The organism is Zarconia sp. (assembly GCF_057467645.1).
Window position 1 is genome coordinate 1 of the sequence record NZ_JBRJXU010000028.1, and the last position, 16,400, is coordinate 16,400.

At 50.9% G+C, this 16,400-nt stretch carries 11 protein-coding genes; 5 read left to right on the forward strand and 6 right to left on the reverse strand.

Annotation, left to right across the window (positions count from 1 at the left end):
* Positions 1–292: 292 nt before the first annotated feature.
* Positions 293–1,075 carry an RNA polymerase sigma factor SigF gene (locus AC2215_RS04455; RefSeq protein WP_486808754.1) on the forward strand — a complete coding sequence of 261 codons (783 nt, stop codon included), beginning with the start codon at positions 293–295 and terminating at the stop codon, positions 1,073–1,075.
* 17 nt (positions 1,076–1,092) lie between these two features.
* Here the strand turns inward: AC2215_RS04455 and AC2215_RS04460 are convergent, their stop codons facing one another.
* The 3 genes from AC2215_RS04460 to AC2215_RS04470 all read right to left on the reverse strand — a co-directional run bounded on the left by AC2215_RS04460 (position 1,093) and on the right by AC2215_RS04470 (position 9,704).
* The gene (locus AC2215_RS04460) at positions 1,093–6,894 is read right to left on the reverse strand and encodes a PAS domain S-box protein (RefSeq protein ID WP_486808755.1); all 5,802 of its coding nucleotides are present in this window, start codon (positions 6,892–6,894) and stop codon (positions 1,093–1,095) included.
* A 252-nt stretch (positions 6,895–7,146) separates the two neighbouring features.
* Positions 7,147–7,278, reverse strand: coding sequence for a hypothetical protein (locus AC2215_RS04465; protein ID WP_486808756.1), 132 nt, complete (start codon positions 7,276–7,278; stop codon positions 7,147–7,149).
* 71 nt (positions 7,279–7,349) lie between these two features.
* Positions 7,350–9,704 carry an EAL domain-containing protein gene (locus AC2215_RS04470; protein ID WP_486808757.1) on the reverse strand — a complete coding sequence of 785 codons (2,355 nt, stop codon included), beginning with the start codon at positions 9,702–9,704 and terminating at the stop codon, positions 7,350–7,352.
* A gap of 719 nt (positions 9,705–10,423) precedes the next feature.
* Between AC2215_RS04470 and fumC the strand changes: the two genes are divergently transcribed.
* From fumC to AC2215_RS04485, 3 genes are all read left to right on the forward strand, one after another.
* The gene (gene fumC, locus AC2215_RS04475) at positions 10,424–11,830 is read left to right on the forward strand and encodes a class II fumarate hydratase (RefSeq protein ID WP_486808758.1); all 1,407 of its coding nucleotides are present in this window, start codon (positions 10,424–10,426) and stop codon (positions 11,828–11,830) included.
* Positions 11,831–12,186: 356 nt separating this feature from the next.
* On the forward strand, positions 12,187–12,786 hold the full coding sequence (locus tag AC2215_RS04480) for a helix-turn-helix domain-containing protein (RefSeq protein WP_486808759.1): 600 nt from the start codon (positions 12,187–12,189) through the stop codon (positions 12,784–12,786).
* The gene (locus tag AC2215_RS04485; RefSeq protein ID WP_486808760.1) at positions 12,783–13,595 is read left to right on the forward strand and encodes a CPBP family intramembrane glutamic endopeptidase; all 813 of its coding nucleotides are present in this window, start codon (positions 12,783–12,785) and stop codon (positions 13,593–13,595) included. The genes AC2215_RS04480 and AC2215_RS04485 overlap by 4 nt, the downstream gene beginning before the upstream one ends.
* A gap of 42 nt (positions 13,596–13,637) precedes the next feature.
* Here AC2215_RS04485 and AC2215_RS04490 read toward each other — a convergent pair whose 3' ends face one another.
* On the reverse strand, positions 13,638–14,264 hold the full coding sequence (locus AC2215_RS04490) for a class I SAM-dependent methyltransferase (RefSeq protein ID WP_486808761.1): 627 nt from the start codon (positions 14,262–14,264) through the stop codon (positions 13,638–13,640).
* Between the two features lie 158 nt (positions 14,265–14,422).
* Between AC2215_RS04490 and AC2215_RS04495 the strand changes: the two genes are divergently transcribed.
* The gene (locus tag AC2215_RS04495) at positions 14,423–14,725 is read left to right on the forward strand and encodes a small RNA NsiR4-regulated ssr1528 family protein (RefSeq protein WP_486808762.1); all 303 of its coding nucleotides are present in this window, start codon (positions 14,423–14,425) and stop codon (positions 14,723–14,725) included.
* Between the two features lie 228 nt (positions 14,726–14,953).
* Here the strand turns inward: AC2215_RS04495 and AC2215_RS04500 are convergent, their stop codons facing one another.
* Both AC2215_RS04500 and AC2215_RS04505 read right to left on the reverse strand, forming a co-directional pair.
* Positions 14,954–15,325 carry a hypothetical protein gene (locus AC2215_RS04500; protein WP_486808763.1) on the reverse strand — a complete coding sequence of 124 codons (372 nt, stop codon included), beginning with the start codon at positions 15,323–15,325 and terminating at the stop codon, positions 14,954–14,956.
* Between the two features lie 186 nt (positions 15,326–15,511).
* On the reverse strand, positions 15,512–15,688 hold the full coding sequence (locus AC2215_RS04505; protein WP_486808764.1) for a hypothetical protein: 177 nt from the start codon (positions 15,686–15,688) through the stop codon (positions 15,512–15,514).
* Between the last annotated feature and the right edge of the window lie 712 nt (positions 15,689–16,400).

Sequence of the window (16,400 nt, forward strand, 5' to 3'; positions counted from 1 at the left end):
ATTCCCCGTTCCCCATTCCCCATTCCCCATTCCCCGTTCCCCATTCCCCATTCCCCATTCCCCGTTCCCCATTCCCCCTCCCAGCTACAAGTAATCAACTAGTTGGTTTAACGGAGGTTGACTCTATCTCATGTTTGATATTCTGGACTAGGAAACCCATAAATCGATGCGAGACTTTGAAATTCCTAGCTCTGGGCGATCGAAAGGTTCAATTCCGGAGTCCTGGACAAATTGCGATCGCCCGATCGCCGCATCTACGGATTAAGTCAGGTCTACCTAAGCGCACGTCGTCATGATGTATAGAGTCACAAACGAGTCAAAAAATGACTGCTTGGAGTTACTGCGTCAATACCATCAGTCTCCATCGACCAACCGACGCAATCAACTCGTGCAGCTCAATCTCGGCTTAGTCCGAAAAGAGGTACATCTCCGGCTCGATCGGTGTAGTGAAAGCTACGATGATTTGCTGCAGGTGGGCTGTTTGGGTCTGATTCGAGCCATCGAGCGCTTCGATCTCTCGAAGGGCAATGCCTTTAGCTCGTTTGCCGTACCCTATATTCGCGGCGAAATTCAGCATTATCTCCGGGATAAAAGCCCCTCGGTTCGCATTCCCCGCCATTGGGTGAGTCTCAATCGCCAAGCCACGAAGGTTGCCCAAACCCTTCACCACCAGCTCGATCGCGACCCCACCAAAGCGGAAGTTGCCGCCGCACTCAACATTTCTCCAGATGAGTTACAAGAAATCGAGCTGGCTTGCTGCAACCGCGCGCCTTTGAGTTTAGACGCACCAGTGTCCGATGAAGAGCAGGGTAGAACAGCCCTGGGGGAAATGGTTCCAGACCACCGCTATCGCAGTTTTCAGTTGGCGCAAGAAGACCAAATCCTGTTGCAGCAGGCGCTAGCTAAATTGGAAGCGGGAACCTGTAAAGTTTTAGAGTTTGTTTTCTTGCACGATTTAACCCAGAAAGAAACCGCAGAACGCATGGGCATTAGCTCGGTGACCGTGTCCCGAAGAGTTAAAAAAGGATTGGCGATGATGAAAACTTTAATGAATTCAAGCGATTCGAACGATTAAGGTCTCTTATCATAAAACTAATTTTTTGTCAATATTTCTTCGATCCATTGGCGTAACTTAACCTCCTGAAAACTTTCAGCCAGTTGGCGAACGCGCTCGGTAAAGGGAATCCATTGTTCTTCCGATTGCGCTAGCTCCTCCGCTTGTCGGAGAATCCCGCGAATATCTCCTTGCCGCGCTAATTCTAGCAATGGTGTGAGGGTTTCAGCGGTGGGGTAAACTAAGGGTAACAGTTCCTCCGATCGCCCCTGAGACTTGAGTTCGCCTTCGGGGGATGCTGGAAGGATAGCTTCTTCGTAAATCCACTCGAGTCCCAACTGTTCTTGAAGTAAATCCAGCAATCGATCGAATGAGATGGGTTTGACCAGAAATGCATTACAACCGGCATCGTAGCAACCGGCGCGATCGTTGGCGAGGGTGCTCGCAGAATTGGCAACGATCGGGACATCTTCGAGGGTGGGTTCTCGGCGAATGCGTCGGGCGACTTCAAACCCGTCTAATACTGGCATCACCAAATCTAACAAAATCAGATCGGGTTGGTGTTCGAGGGCAATGGTTAATGCCTGACGACCATTTTGGGCTTCGACAAGCGTAAATCCCAACGGATGCAGCCAAGACCGCAAGACTTCGCGATTGGCGTGTTTGTCATCGACGATTAAAATCCGACGAGGTTCCCCGCAAAACCCGATAATTCGGCGCTGGGATTCGCGCGGAAGATGAGCATCAGGCATCTCGATTTCGGGCAGTTCTACCTCAAACCAAAATTGGCTGCCGCAACCGAGGGTACTGCGCACTTGAATCTCCCCCCCCAGTTGGCGGACGATGTTTTGAGAAATCGTCAGCCCCAATCCCGTGCCTTCCGATCGACTTTGAGTATCGGTTAATTGTTGGAAGGGTAAAAAGATATCGACGAGGCGATCGCTCGGAATCCCAACACCGGTATCTTCAATGGTAAAACGGAGTTTGTGCTTGTCTGTTCCCTCCTCTTCAACAGAACCCAGTGTGAAGATGACCCCACCGGTTTGGGTAAATTTCACCGCATTGCTCAGTAGGTTCAGCAACACCTGCCGCAGGCGAGTTTCATCGCCGCGCACTGCAGCCGGTAGGGAAGTTTGAGCTTGAAAGGTAAAAGAAATCCCCTTTTCAAGGGCCCGCACGCGAACGATTTCCACTAAACTATCCAGAAACGATCGAAAATAAAAATCGTCCACTGCTAATTCTAGTTTCCCGGCTTCGATTTTGGAGAGATAGAGAATGTCGTTAATGAGTGTCAGCAAATGAGACCCACATTGATGGATGACGTTCACTCCCTTTCTTTGGGCGCTGGTGAGCTTGATATCTTGCTGGAGAATTTGGGTAAACCCCAAAATACCATTCAAAGGCGTTCTCAATTCGTGGCTCATGTGAGCGATGAAAGCACTTTTGGTTTGCGTGGCAATTTCAGCGGTTTCTTTCGCCCCGGCTAACTCTTCCGTACGCTCCTCTACCCGACGTTCGAGTTCTAGATTCCACCGCCACAGAGCTTCTCGCGTCCGTTGCATTTCCGTGATGTCCGTACAGCAGCCGATGTAGCCGACAAACTCGCCATCGCCGGTCAACCGAGGCGTTCCCATATCCAGCAGCCAACGGTACTCACCATCACCCCGTCGGAGGCGGTACTCGACTTGAAAGGGTTGGCGTGCCTCGAAACAAGCGGCATAGGTTTCATGGTAAAACTCCAAATCCTCGGGATGTATGCCTTGTTGCCAGCCGTCGCCAAGTTCGGCTTCAAGATTGCGCCCGGTAAAGTGCAGCCACATTTGATTGACGAAGGTATACCGTTGATGGGTATCGGCGATCCAAATCAGGACCGGGGCGCTATCAGCCAGGGTGCGGAAGCGCTCTTCGCTTTCGCGCAGAGAAGCTTCAACCCGTTTGCGATCGCCGATATCTTCAATGGCTGAAATGAAATACTTGGGTTGTCCGGCGGCGTCTCGTACCAGAGAGACCGTAACATTCACCCACACGATCGCTCCATTTTTGTGACGGTAGCGTTTTTCGCAAGAGTAAGTTTGAATTTGACCCGAAAGCATACGTTCGACATAACCCAAATCCCGTTGGACATCATCGGGATGGGTAATACAACAAAATGTTGTATCGAGCAGTTCCTCTCGCGTATAGCCGACGATATCGCAGATTTTTCGATTCACCCGCAGCCAGCGTCCGTCGGGGGCTAAATGAGCTAAACCCAACGCGGCTTGCTCGAAAGTCACCCGGAACCGTTCCTCGCTTTCTCGAAAAGCTTGCTCCGATTGCCGACGCTTGATTTGGGCGGTATAGGTGGCAATGGCGGTGCCGATACCCTGGGCCATCAGCTCGATAATTTCTTTTTCGTGCAGGGCAAATCCCTCTTGGCGGGATGTTGGCGAGAAAAACTCCAACGTGCCGTAAAGGCGATCGTTCACCCAAATGGGAGTACCGATAAACGATCTCACTCGTCGATTTTTGTAGAGCGGATATTTTTGCAGCTTGTTGAGAGATTTTACATGGTAGGTCAGGGTTTCTTTGCATTCGAGAATGGGCGAGCAAGGGCGTTCTCGGCACGAGAACTGTTTGCCCACCTTCCGCGTTTTGGTTTCCGGTTCCACAGCATGAAGGACGTAAGTGTCTCCCTCGAGAATCCCGATGATTCCGGTGGATAAGTCCAAAATCTCGTAACCGGTTTTGAGGTAGTTGCGAAAGAGGGCTTCGATACTATCGTAGTGAGTGGTTGTGATGCGGTGCAGTTTTTTCAGGTTTCCGCTAAAACTGGCAATTGCTGCGGTGCGCTCTTCGACTCGTCGCTCGAGCTGTTCGTTGAGTCCTCGCAGTTTGGCTTCCGACTCTCTGAGGTACGCTTCGGCTTGTCGGGAATCTGTAATATCTAAGTTGATGCCGGTGATGTGGCTGAACTCGCGATTGTCGTTCCAATAGACCTTCGCCCGCAAAGAGAGAAACCGGGGCGTCCCGTCTGGGAGCAAAATTCGGAATTCCAGCGTTCGGGTGGGGTTTTGCCGCTTGGGGATTTGCCTGAGGGACTCTTCGACGAGAGGGCGATCCTCCGGATAAATCAGTTGCAACCACGCCTCCAGACTGTGGGGTTGCGCGTCGGGTTCGATACCGTACAACTGAGCCATCCGTTCGTCCCACATCAAAGAATCTCCCAGGGGTTCCCAAAGCCAGGTACCGATGTTGGTGGCACTCAGGGCCAGATTGAGTCCGTCTTGGCTTTGTTGGAGAGCGACATTGGCTTCTTGGAGAGCCAGTTCCGCTTTTTTCACGCGATCGATATTGATAAATGTGAGGACGACCCCATCGGTTTGACCGTCTTCTTGAGCATAGGGATGGACTCGCATCAATAGGTGGCGCTCGCTTGCCAAAATCTTGACCTCGCATTCCACGGGTCGTTCGGCTCGAAGTGCCCCTTGCAAAAATCCCAACAGATCCTCGCAATTCGTGTTATGAGACAGATGCGCCAGGGGACGACCGATATCGGTTCCGACGAGGTTAATGGCAGCAGTGGCAGCAGAGGTGAATTTGCGAACCTTCAGGTTGCCATCGAGGAAAATCACGCCGATCTCCGTACTCCGCAACACGTTATCCATATCGTCGGTGAGTTCCGTCAACTCCTGAATTTTGGACTGGTACTCGGAATTAACGGTATAGAGTTCCTCATTCACCGAATGGAGTTCTTCGTTGGTACTTTGCAGTTCCTCATTGGAGGCGATCAACTCTTCGTTGGTGGCCTGTTGTTCCTCGTTGGTGGTTTCGAGTTCTTCGATGGTGGCCTGGAGATTCTCGCGGCTTTGCTGGAGTTCGTATTCGAGTTCGGCAATCTGTCGTTGGGTTTCGGTATCGGCTTGAAAGGGTTCGCTCGAAAGAGATACAGACAGGCGGTCGTCGAATTCGATCGCCACGATCGAAAAATCCCCCGCCATCTTTTGGGTTTCCTGGTACGTGACTTTTAAGTTAACGTAGTGCCGATCTCGATCGTCACCCAACTCGATCCCGGCAAACAACACCGGACGGTGTTCTCGCCGCGCGCGGTGAAGTGCGGTACTTAACGGCAGTGCCAGAGCCGATACGACCATTTGAGTCACATCTTGGGTGACCCGACCGTCGGGGACTTTAAAAATCTCGCGAGAACGACCGAAGACGTGGAGCAATTGACGATCTCGATTGACGAGTAAATAGGTGGTGTTGCGATCGATTGCGAGTTGTCGCAGGGTTTCTTCGAGCATTGGCTCGAACTGAGTCCGACGGATTGCCCGAGGTTTGGGGCGGGACGTGATTTGGGAGAATCTATCGAGGGTTTTCATGGGTAGCGGCAGTCGCACGTCCCGCTTCTTCTGATAAATTTTCCATTTTTTGTCCTGCGTCTCGAACTCTTCTTCGATCGCACCCAAGGTTTCCGACTCTCCCAAGAACAAAGTTCCCTGGGGTCGGAGGGAGAAATGCAGGTTCCGCAAAACTTGCTGTTGCAGGTCGGATTGCATGTAAATCAGCACGTTCCGACAGGTCACCAAATGCATTCGCGTGAAGGCCGCATCTTTGGTGAGATTGTGGGGAGCAAAGATGAGCTTTTCTCGAAGTTTGCGCGCCACCTGAAAGGCTCCATCCTGGTGAGTGAAATATCGCACCAGTCGTTCCTCGCTAACATCGTAGGCGATCGTTTCCGGGTAAATGCCGCGATCGGCTTTTTCGAGGGCTTCGCGATCGAGATCCGTGGCGAAAATCTTGAAGCTCAGCGGCTTGGGGAACTCTGCGAGGACTTCATCGACCAGGATTGCCAAGGAGTAAGCCTCTTCCCCAGAACTACAAGCACTCACCCAAAAGCGCAGTTCTTCGTCGAGTTCGACACTATCGACCAGTTTGGGCAGGATTTGCGTTTTGAGAACCTCCCAAGCCGGTGCATCCCGGAAAAAACGGGTAACGCCGATGAGGAGATCGTTACGCAAGATTTTTCGTTCTTCAGGAGAGTTTCGCAGCAAGTTGATGTAACCGTCGATATCCGAGCGAACGAGGGGATATCGACGGAAAATTCGCCGACTCAGGGTACTGCGTTTGTAGTGGGAGAAATCCGTATCTTCAAACTTGGCGAGAATTTGGGCGATTTCTTGAATTTTGAGGGCATCGACGGGGACATTTTGAGTGTCGGTTAAGTCTCGGCGATCCATTGAGGAATCGACGACCTGGTAAACAATTTGGGCAAGTTGGGGCGGTGAGAGTACGCGATCGACCGGACCGGCAGAAATAGCGCTATTGGGCATCCCGTCAAATTCCGCCGTGGTGGGATCTTGGACGAGGGTAATGCCCCCGGCTTCGCGCACGAACTGCAAGCCGCGAGTGCCGTCGCTACCGGTTCCGGAGAGGACGATGCCGATGGCGCGATCGGATTTTTCTCGGGCAAGGGTTTGGAAAAAGAGATCGATGGGAAAGTTGGGTCGATTTCGACTGCTACTGCGATCGCGATCGTGCAAATAGAGCTGTTGTCCTTCGAGAACTAAATTTTTGCCCGGTGGAATCAGGTACACTGAGTTGGGTTCGAGGGTCATGCCATCGGTTGCCAGATGGATCGCCATGCGAGTCCGCCGCCCTAACAGTTCGTTCATCAGGCTTTTGAAGTCCGGGGATAGGTGCTGGATCGCCACGAATGCCGCCCCACTATCCACGGGCATATTTTCAAAGAACTCTTCAAGGGCTTTCAATCCCCCAGCAGAAGCCCCGATCCCAACGACGAAAAAGTTGGCGGGGCGACTTGGAGGCTGGGATCGGGACTCGTTGGCAGTGCGATCGGACATGGCGACAATCCCGGACGAACTGGGCAGGTTTTCTGGATTGTAAAACGAATCACTTGTCTGATGGAATTCCGACAATCGGATACACCACGTGCAACTTGATGCCCGAGAGCCACCCAATTGTGGACGGTTAGAATTGTGTGTAATTTGTCAACCCTCAATCTGTGGTTTCTTCAGCCATCAATCATTACGAGCGATATACTCTGTGACCGATCGCATCCGCCCACCCCGCGCCTCTTCCCCGAAACCCTAAACCTATTGGCGGTTTTGTTTCAGCCACCTCGCCGGGATGCGGACTCTGGGTGACGTTCGGGCGGTTGGCAAGCCTCCTGAGAGCGAAGCGACAACACTGGCTACATCTCCTGGCTCGGGAGGAAAGTACTCCATCCCCATTCCCCATTCCCCATTCCCCATTCCCCACCCTCACCGGAAACAGTCTTATCCAAAACTGACGTTTCTTACCGTTCGTGTTTCAACCATAGCTGTCCCATCCTTTGGATTTTGCCAAATGAAAGAGGACGCGGCTTGGCAATCCCATTACCTTGAGCGTAATCAAGACCGATCGCCCGCAACTTGTTGAGAATCGCTTGATTTTCGACAAATTCGGCAATGGTTTGAATTCCCATTTCGTGGGCGATGCGGTTAAAACTTTCGACCATCGCCGCATCAATACGAGACTGGGTAATATTTTTAACGAAACTACCATCGATTTTTAAGTAATCCACGGGCAGGTTTTTGAGGTAAGTCAGAGAACTCATGCCACTGCCGAAATCATCGAGAGCAAAGCGGCAGCCGAGTTGTTTGAGTTCGTCGATCAGTTGGATGGCTTGAGATAAATTCGCGATCGCGGCGGTTTCGGTAATCTCAAAACAAATACTTTGAGGGGAAATGGGGTATTGTGCGAATTGCTCTTTGAGGAAATCGAGAAAGTCCCGATTGCTAACGCTTGCCCCGGATAAATTGATGGTATAGGCCGTGGGAGCGCAGTTGGGATGGGTCTGTAAAAAGAGTTGATAGCCGCTGAAGAAAGTGGCAATCACCCATCGATCGATCTCCGGCATCAGATCGTAGCGTTCGGCGGCCGGAATAAAAGCCATGGGGGGAACGAGTCGATCTTTTTTATCGAGCAAGCGCAGCAGTACTTCGTAATGGTTTTCTCCCGCATTGGGAACCACGGGGGCGATTTGTTGGGCGTACAAACAGAAGCGATTCTCTTCGAGGGCTTGATTGATTCTGACGATCCACTGCCGTTCGCCGCGCTGCCGGGCCAGTTCGCGATCGTTACTTCGATAGACGTGAAAACAGTTGCGACCTCGGGCTTTGGCGGCGTAGCAAGCGGCATCGGCAGCACTGAGGATATGGGTTAAATCTCGCGTATTTTCGTCGATCGCCACTAAACCAATGCTCGTTCCCAGCGCGAAGGCATTTCCCTGCCACACGAAACGGAACTCGTGAATCAGTTTACGCAGGATTTCTGCGAGCTTTTCTGCTTCTAGGAGGGAGCATCGCGCCAGTAAAAGACCGAATTCATCTCCCCCCAGGCGGGCGAGGGTATCGGTAGTGCGCACCCGTTTTTGCAGCAACATCGTGACCTGGCGCAGCAATTCGTCTCCGGCAATATGACCGCAGGTATCGTTGACGATTTTGAACTGATCGAGATCGAGGTAACACAGAACGTGATGTTGGTTTTTCTCTCGGACGCTGGCAATGGCACCCGCTAATTTCTGCTCGAATGCCCGTCGATTTAACAAACCGGTGAGTTCGTCGTGGGCTGCCTGCCAGGACAGCTGATGGGCGAGTTGGCGCGATCGGGTCACATCTCGAAAGACGAGTACCGCACCGATGGTTCGACCGTCTCGGGCGCGAATGGGGGCAGCAGAATCATCGATGGGGTACTCGCTACCATCGCGGGCGATAAGTACGGTGCGATCGCTCACACCAACGGGTCGATGACCCTGCAACACTCGCTCGACGGGATTGTCTAGGGGTTTGCGGGCAATTTCGCAAACGATTTTAAACACTTCCGCAATCGGTCGTCCTTTAACTTCGCCGGTTCTCCAACCCGTGAGTTGTTCGGCAACGGGATTGAGATGACCGACGTTCCCTCGGGCATCGGTGGTAATCACCCCATCGCCGATCGATTCTAAGGTGACTTGAGCGAGTTCTTTTTCTTCAAAGAGTGCCTGTTCGATGCGGGTGCGATCTTCTATTTCTTGGCGCAGTCGTTGGTTGGTTTGTGCCAGAGTTGCCGTCCGTTCTCGAACCCGCTGTTCTAGTTCGTCCCGAGCTTCTTGCAGGGAGGCTTCTGCTTCTTGACGTCGCTCGATTTCTTCTCGGAGTAAGTTATTTTGGTCTTGAAGGCGCTTGCGCAGGATGGAAAGGGTGAGATGAGTTTTAATGCGGGCGAGGACTTCTTGCTGCTCGATGGGTTTCGTAATGTAATCGACTGCCCCCAGATCGAATCCTTTCACTTTATTTACGGTTTCGGAGAGAGCCGTCATAAAAATCACGGGAATATCCTGGGTCGATGTTTGAGATTTTAATTGCTGGCAAACCTCAAAACCATCCATTCCAGGCATCAAAATATCGAGCAAAATTAAATCGGGTTGTCCGTAGGTGGCTTTCTCTAAGGCGCTTTCTCCATTTTGAGCCACAAGGACTTTGAAGCCCACTTCTTCGAGACAGGTAAATAGCAGATGCAAGTTACTCGGTGTGTCGTCAACAATTAAGATGGCAACCGAATCAAAGGTTTCCAGACTCATGCAAAATTCCATTTGTGTCACGTTCGCGTTGTTCGGTAATTGCTGAGTCATTTTTTTCGGCTCAACGTTACCCTCGAACCCAGTTCATAGACCGCACCTTACACTGCTTTTAGCTCGCACCAAAACTTCAATTTTTTCGATTTTTCTCGACGCAGACAGTAGGCTATCGTACTATGCTTTATTTTTTTTATCAAGACATATGTACTTAAAAACGACCAAAATAAACCCCTATTGCATCGATGGCAACGAATGTAAAATTAATCGATACTCTCTATTTTTGAAACAAATAAATTTCAAATCATTAACTTTCGATATCAATCGTTGCAAAAATGAAATCTCTTGAACGGTAATAGATAGAATTTGAAGAGGTTAGGTTTTTTGTATTAACGTTAAAACAGTATTAATAATACTATAACGCTATATTTAGATTGACAAGTCAAAAAAAATCAGTAAAAATACAGATCCGAACGATTAAAAAATCCGTAAATTTTCCGATTGCCTAAGTCCGAATGCGAAAAGGTATCGTTCAAAGTAATCTAATCCTCGTAATATTACTGAAGCTGCCTTCAAAAAATAAAGAATATTCCTGAATTTTGGCAAACTTCAGGTCTTTTAGATTTTAAATTCCAGAGATTTAGCAATTTTCGATAAGTTTGCCCAATTTGCTCGCAGTTTTGACCGAATTGACCGATTGGGAGTAGTTTGGTGAGCAGTCCCCGATCGCCACTATAGCGATCGAATAGACCAAAATCCAGATTGGGAGATCTAGCATGAACGACGCCACACCGTCCAAGACGCGCATTGAAACCGACAGCATGGGGCAAATCGAAGTCCGCGCCGATCGCTACTGGGGGGCGCAAACCCAGCGATCGCTCAAATATTTCTCCATTGGCAGCGATCGCATTCCCCCAAGCGTCATCGAAGCCATGGCCATCCTCAAAAAAGCGGCAGCCCTCACCAACCAAGAACTGGGACAACTCCCGGAAGATAAAGCCTCCCTTATCACTCGCGCTGCCGACGAAATTATTTCCGGTCAACTCGACGATCATTTCCCCTTGCGGGTATGGATGACTGGAAGCGGGACGCAATGCAATATGAACGTCAACGAAGTCATCGCCAACCGGGCGATCGAACTCTCAGGAGGAATACCCGGATCGAAAACCCCCATTCATCCCAACGACCACGTTAATATGTCCCAGTCGTCCAACGACACTTTCCCCACCGCAATGTATATCGCCTCGGCAAAAGCCCTACACGATCGCCTGCTGCCTAAGGTGAAGAAGATGCGGGACGGACTGCACGTCAAATCCGAGGAATTTGCCGATATCGTTAAAATTGGGCGCACTCACCTTCAAGATGCCGTACCCCTGACGTTGGGACAAGAATTTTCCGGCTACGTCGCCCAACTGGATGCAGACTTGCGGCGCATTGAGAATGCCCTACCCGATCTCTACGAACTCGCCATCGGCGGAACGGCTGTTGGAACCGGTTTGAATGCACCTGCCGGATTTGCCGATCTCGTCGCAGATCGCATTGGGCAAATAACCGGGTTACCCTTCGTCTCCGCCCCCAATAAGTTTGCGGCCATCGCCGCCCACGATGCGATGGTGATGGCCAGCGGCACCCTCAAAACCCTCGCCTGTTCGTTAATGAAAATTGCCAATGATATTCGCTTCCTCGGTAGCGGCCCGCGCTGCGGTATCGGCGAACTCACTCTACCGGCGAACGAACCCGGTTCTTCGATTATGCCGGGGAAAGTCAACCCCACCCAATGCGAGGCGATGACGATGGTAGCCGCCCAGGTTATCGGCTACGATACGGCGATCGCGATTGCCGGTTCTCAAGGTCATTTCGAGTTGAATGCCTTTAAGCCGATGATGGTATTCAACCTGTTGCAGTCGATCGAAATTCTCGCGGATAGTTGCAATAATTTCACCGATTTTCTCTTGGAGGGACTCGAAGCGAATCGATCGCAAATCGAAACCCATCTCAACCAATCCCTAATGCTGGTAACGGCATTGAGTCCCTCCATCGGTTACGACAAAGCCTCGAAAGTTGCTCATTGGGCCCTGGAGAAAAACCTCACTCTTAAAGAAGCTTGTTTGGAATTGGGTTATATCTCGGCAGAAGAATTCGATCGTCAGGTCGATCCCCAGAAGATGGCGCATCCGGAATAGATTTCTGGTGGAAAAGGGACAAGGGAGAGGGGGGAGGCAGGGGAAGCGGGGGAGCAAAACCCTTGCATTTTCGTTTCTGCCACGACCTAAATTGCCCAATTCTAAAAAATCATTTCCTGTCAGAGGGAAGGAAGGGAAAAAACGATCCGTGAATTCTTTATATTACGATCGTTCAACCCGATCTGAGATCGCGCCCCCGAAGCTTAGAACGACTGGACAGAGGTTATTCGATCTATTTTTATCAAAAATGATAATATAATTAGTAGTGAGAATATAAAAACACAGTTCGAGACGTTTTAAAAAGCGATCGACTCCCTCTCTAGGATGGAGAGATGACCCGATCGAACGTTTCTACTGTGAAATCAGCCAAAGCCGACCTCATTCTCCATCCCGTCCGTCTGCGTATTCTCCAAACCCTCCTCGGTGGCACTCAACTGACCACCGGACAAATTGCCGAAGCCTTGCCCGATATTGCGATCGCTACCCTTTACCGGCATATTGAAAAACTCACGAAAGCCGACATTTTAACGGTCGTTGCCGAACATCCGATCCGAGGAACCGTCGAAAAAGTCTATGCCTTGCAGGAAGTCCGCGCGAATCTATCGCCTGCAGATCTTGCCAATACCAGTCGAGAAGACCATTTGCAGTATTTCACGATTTTCGTGGCGAGTTTGCTCGAAGACTACGCTCGTTATCTGGAACGAAACGAGATCGATTTACTCGGGGATGGGGTGGGATACCGACAGGCGGCAATGTACCTCAACGATGAAGAGTTTCAAGAGATGGTTGCGGCACTTCAAGGGGTACTCAAACCCTTTTTGGAACTCAAGCCGAGACCCGATCGCCGTCGTCGCCTCCTATCGACCATTCTCATGCCTGTTGGAGAACCCGGATCGATCGCTCGATCGACCGAGGATCTCGATCCTGAAATTCATTCACCCGATCGAACAACATGACTCAAACATCAATTGCCCGTAAACCCTCTTTTTGGCAACAGTTTCGCCTTTTGTTTAGTTTAGGTTGTCTGGGAATTATCGCATTGATTCCCAGCATTACGAACATGAGGGATGGACTCGTCCAAAATCCCGAAATTCCCCCCGAAATCGCTCAAATGCCCCTGCCATTGCTGGTGGTACTTTCCCTCATTCAACCGGTAATTTTACTGGCGATCGCCACGACTCTGGGCATTCTTTTCGCTAAACCTCTCGGACTGCGATCGCATCTGTGCAATGCCCTTACCGCTGGGAAATCCTCACTCCAGGCGATCGGATCTGAGTTGCAGTTTGCTGCTAGTTTAGGGGCGATCGCCAGTTTGGGAATTCTGGGACTCGATCGAGTACTTTCTTCTTGGATTCCGGCAGTTCGGGCACTCAACGACGCGATGCCCTACAACCCACTGACGAGTTTAGCGGGAATTCTCTACGGAGGCATCACGGAAGAATTGATAATGCGGTGGGGATTCATGTCGCTACTGGCTTGGATTGGGTGGCGGTTGCTGCAACGGCGACGGGGTACACCCCATCCTGGAGTGATGTGGGGGGCGATCGCCATTTCTACCCTACTCTTTGGCTTGGGACATCTCCCCGCAACTGCCGCCCTCGTTCCCCTCACTCCGTTACTGGTGGTACGGGCGATCGCTCTTAACGGCATCGGTGCGGTATACGGCTGGTTGTACTGGAAGCGCAGTTTAGAAGCAGCCGCCATTGCCCACGCCACCAGTCATATCGTCGTTGCGATCTCTATCGGCATATCGAGACTTTTTTAGGGCGTTGAGAGGAGTCGAAATTTTTAATTTTTAATTTTGCATTCAAACAGGTTTCACCCCCGCCAACAGCGCCATTTCTAACCACTTCCAATAGCAATCCACATCGAGAAAGCCGATCTCTCGAAACCATCTGAGTTGGGTTTCCACATCCAACAACTGGTTCGAGGGGTCTTCTGTTTCTGGGGTGTAGCCGATTGTATCGAGAAACCGGGCGTGCAATCTGGGGGTTGGAGAGGCGACATGTTCCAGGTTACAGAAAATGCCCCCGGGTTCGAGAATCTCGAAGATTTCAGCGTAGAGGGCGCGTTTGCGATCGTCGTCGAGGTGGTGGATGGCAAAGCTGGATACCACCGCATCGAATTGACCGAATTCGGGTAAGGGTCGATCGAGATCGCGCTCGAGAATTTCAACGGTATTATCCTCTGCAAACCGCTGCCTGACAGCGACAAGCATCGTCGGGGAAAAATCCAGAGCAATACTTTCAAAAGATGGACGATCGAGTTTGAGTAATGCCAGCAAGCGCCCGTCCCCCGTTCCTAAATCCAGAACTCGCTTGACGGTTTTGGGCACTAAATCTAGGAGTACGGCTTCTCCCTCCGTGCGATGGGGAATTTTATCGGCGCGGGCGAGATAGTCTAGGGCGTGTTCGCTAGACGTCCATTGATTCATAAGTTAGCCCTCCAAATTTGGATGCGATCGCGCCATCGAGTCTATCTCAAATTCTTACGTTAGCGGTAGAGACATTTAATAAGTTGCGCTTCATCAGATTCTAAGAAGGACGATCGCTGCAGTGGTATAATCCCGAAGTCCTATGTACAGATGTTGCCATGTCTTCTGAAACCCCCGCCTCTTCTCCGTCCACGGGAGCTGATGCCGTTGATGCCGCGATCGCTAAAGGACTCGATCTCGATGGTTCCCCCATTCCCGAAACTAAGCTCGAACTCTACAATCGAGTGATGGCACTTGAAGGTCAGCGGCAGCGCAGTGGTGTTACCAATACCATGCGATCGCGCATCGTCCGCATTGGTGCCAAGCATCTCCTGCAAGAAGAGCTAAACCAAATGCTACTCGATGCCGATTTCGTTCCCCTCAAAGATAAAGAAATTGCCTTCTACTACAGCGGTAAGTAATATCGGTTGCAACCTGCGCAACGAAAAATGCAGCACACTTGAATTTAACCCTGGAGTCAAAAAGAGGCGATCTTCTCAGATTTGTAAACTCTCACGACTGGCAAGATTATTTGTAAAAAGATGAACGTACCTGTGTTTTCGCGATCGATCTCGAGCCACTCAATCGCCCGCTAGACGGGCAATGTCGTTGTTGCGATCGCACGATCGGTCCAAGTCGCGTCACTCTCTTTAGTTAAGCCAAAACCAATGATCGATGGGAACTCGACCGTTCTCACAGTCGGTGCGATCGCTCCCATCTAATGCGAAAAAACAGGACTTATTTTCTTTGAGGTGCTCGCACCAATCCCGATCGATTCCCGAGTCCAGTGCCAAAAAGCAAGACTTATTTTCTCGGTATGCCTCACACAACTGCCTCTCGCGTCCGCGCTCCGTGGCTCTAAAGCAAGATTTCCCTTCGCGACAGACTTCGCATCGTTGTCGCTCTAAGCCGTCGAATTCGATCGAACACGAACGGGTTCCCTGGCGATAAAACGAGCATGCCGAACCCCAGTTCTGAGCAAAAACCCCCGAGCGAGGTCGATCGTTTTTGCTAGAATCCATTTCCACTTCGATCGACCTCTGGATTTTGCTCTCTATTGTGACAGAGCTGGAATATCGGCACTGCGATAGTAAGATCGTCGTGGGTAGCACAACCATCAACAATACTCGAGTTTTCAGCGATCCTACGAGCCATCTTGTCTGCACAAGGCAATCTTTCTCCGACGAGTGTTGCTGACATTCTAGCCTTCACTTCTTCCAAGTCGTCGATCGCACGAACGATTTGTGAATAATATAAATTTTGACGAATGTTGGGCGATCGACCTCAAGAAGGGTAAAGAAACGTGAGGCGCGGGTTAAGCCATAGGCGGTAATGCCCACTCTGGGTGAGATTTGAGAATCACCCGAGGCGAACTCGGTGAACATGTCACAACTGAGTTCACCACAGGTGGTGAATATCCTCTTCGGGTGAGTGGGGCATTCATTCCCCATTTCCCATTCCCCGTTCCCCACCTTCACCGGATACTTCTTATCCCGAACTGGCGTTAAAGAATGAATGATGGTGTGAACTACCAGACGCTCGTTGTCATAGGTCGCGGCTACGCCACTCCCGACAACAGAGCGCTGGCTTCCGGTTTCATCCGCCGTTGCCTTTTCATCCGAAGATGATTGGGTCTTACACAGCGTCCACTGGTCTTGCTCGGTTTCCCGACACTTACAGCTACACCTCGACTACGCTCAGTGACCCGGCAGCCGCCCTGGTTCCCAAGGCAGAAATTATTTGTATGCGTATGGGTTTTGACGATTTTACGTGAGGCTAAGTATGGCTTTTACTAAGCGTGACTCCGCCTATTCCCCGATCTGAGCCGAGTACATTTATACCGCTACGGTTGCCTCGTGCGTCAGTCGAGTGGGTCGAGTAATTGGCTCCAACCATTGCTATTCTATAGCACAAAGCATGGACATTCCGGGAAATAAAGACGTGTTGGTTGAAAATTTGCCGGACATCGAGTCCCTTAATTTTCGCATTGAGGTTGCTGTATCCCGACCCTCACTCGTAGGACGGCGCAATCGCCAGATTGGCGACGATCGTCCCGAGTAGAGGGCGGGACTTGCTCTTCCCCTCAAACTCCCCTCA

Bases quoted from the DNA above. Each gene is read 5' to 3' on its own strand.
- AC2215_RS04455 (WP_486808754.1), top strand. From the start codon at position 293: ATGATGTATAGAGTCACAAACGAGTCAAAAAATGACTGCTTGGAGTTA.
- AC2215_RS04460 (WP_486808755.1), bottom strand. From the start codon at position 6,894: ATGTCCGATCGCACTGCCAACGAGTCCCGATCCCAGCCTCCAAGTCGC.
- AC2215_RS04465 (WP_486808756.1), bottom strand. From the start codon at position 7,278: ATGGAGTACTTTCCTCCCGAGCCAGGAGATGTAGCCAGTGTTGTCGCT.
- AC2215_RS04470 (WP_486808757.1), bottom strand. From the start codon at position 9,704: ATGACTCAGCAATTACCGAACAACGCGAACGTGACACAAATGGAATTT.
- fumC (WP_486808758.1), top strand. From the start codon at position 10,424: ATGAACGACGCCACACCGTCCAAGACGCGCATTGAAACCGACAGCATG.
- AC2215_RS04485 (WP_486808760.1), top strand. From the start codon at position 12,783: ATGACTCAAACATCAATTGCCCGTAAACCCTCTTTTTGGCAACAGTTT.
- AC2215_RS04490 (WP_486808761.1), bottom strand. From the start codon at position 14,264: ATGAATCAATGGACGTCTAGCGAACACGCCCTAGACTATCTCGCCCGC.
- AC2215_RS04495 (WP_486808762.1), top strand. From the start codon at position 14,423: ATGTCTTCTGAAACCCCCGCCTCTTCTCCGTCCACGGGAGCTGATGCC.
- AC2215_RS04500 (WP_486808763.1), bottom strand. From the start codon at position 15,325: ATGGATTCTAGCAAAAACGATCGACCTCGCTCGGGGGTTTTTGCTCAG.
- AC2215_RS04505 (WP_486808764.1), bottom strand. From the start codon at position 15,688: ATGTTCACCGAGTTCGCCTCGGGTGATTCTCAAATCTCACCCAGAGTG.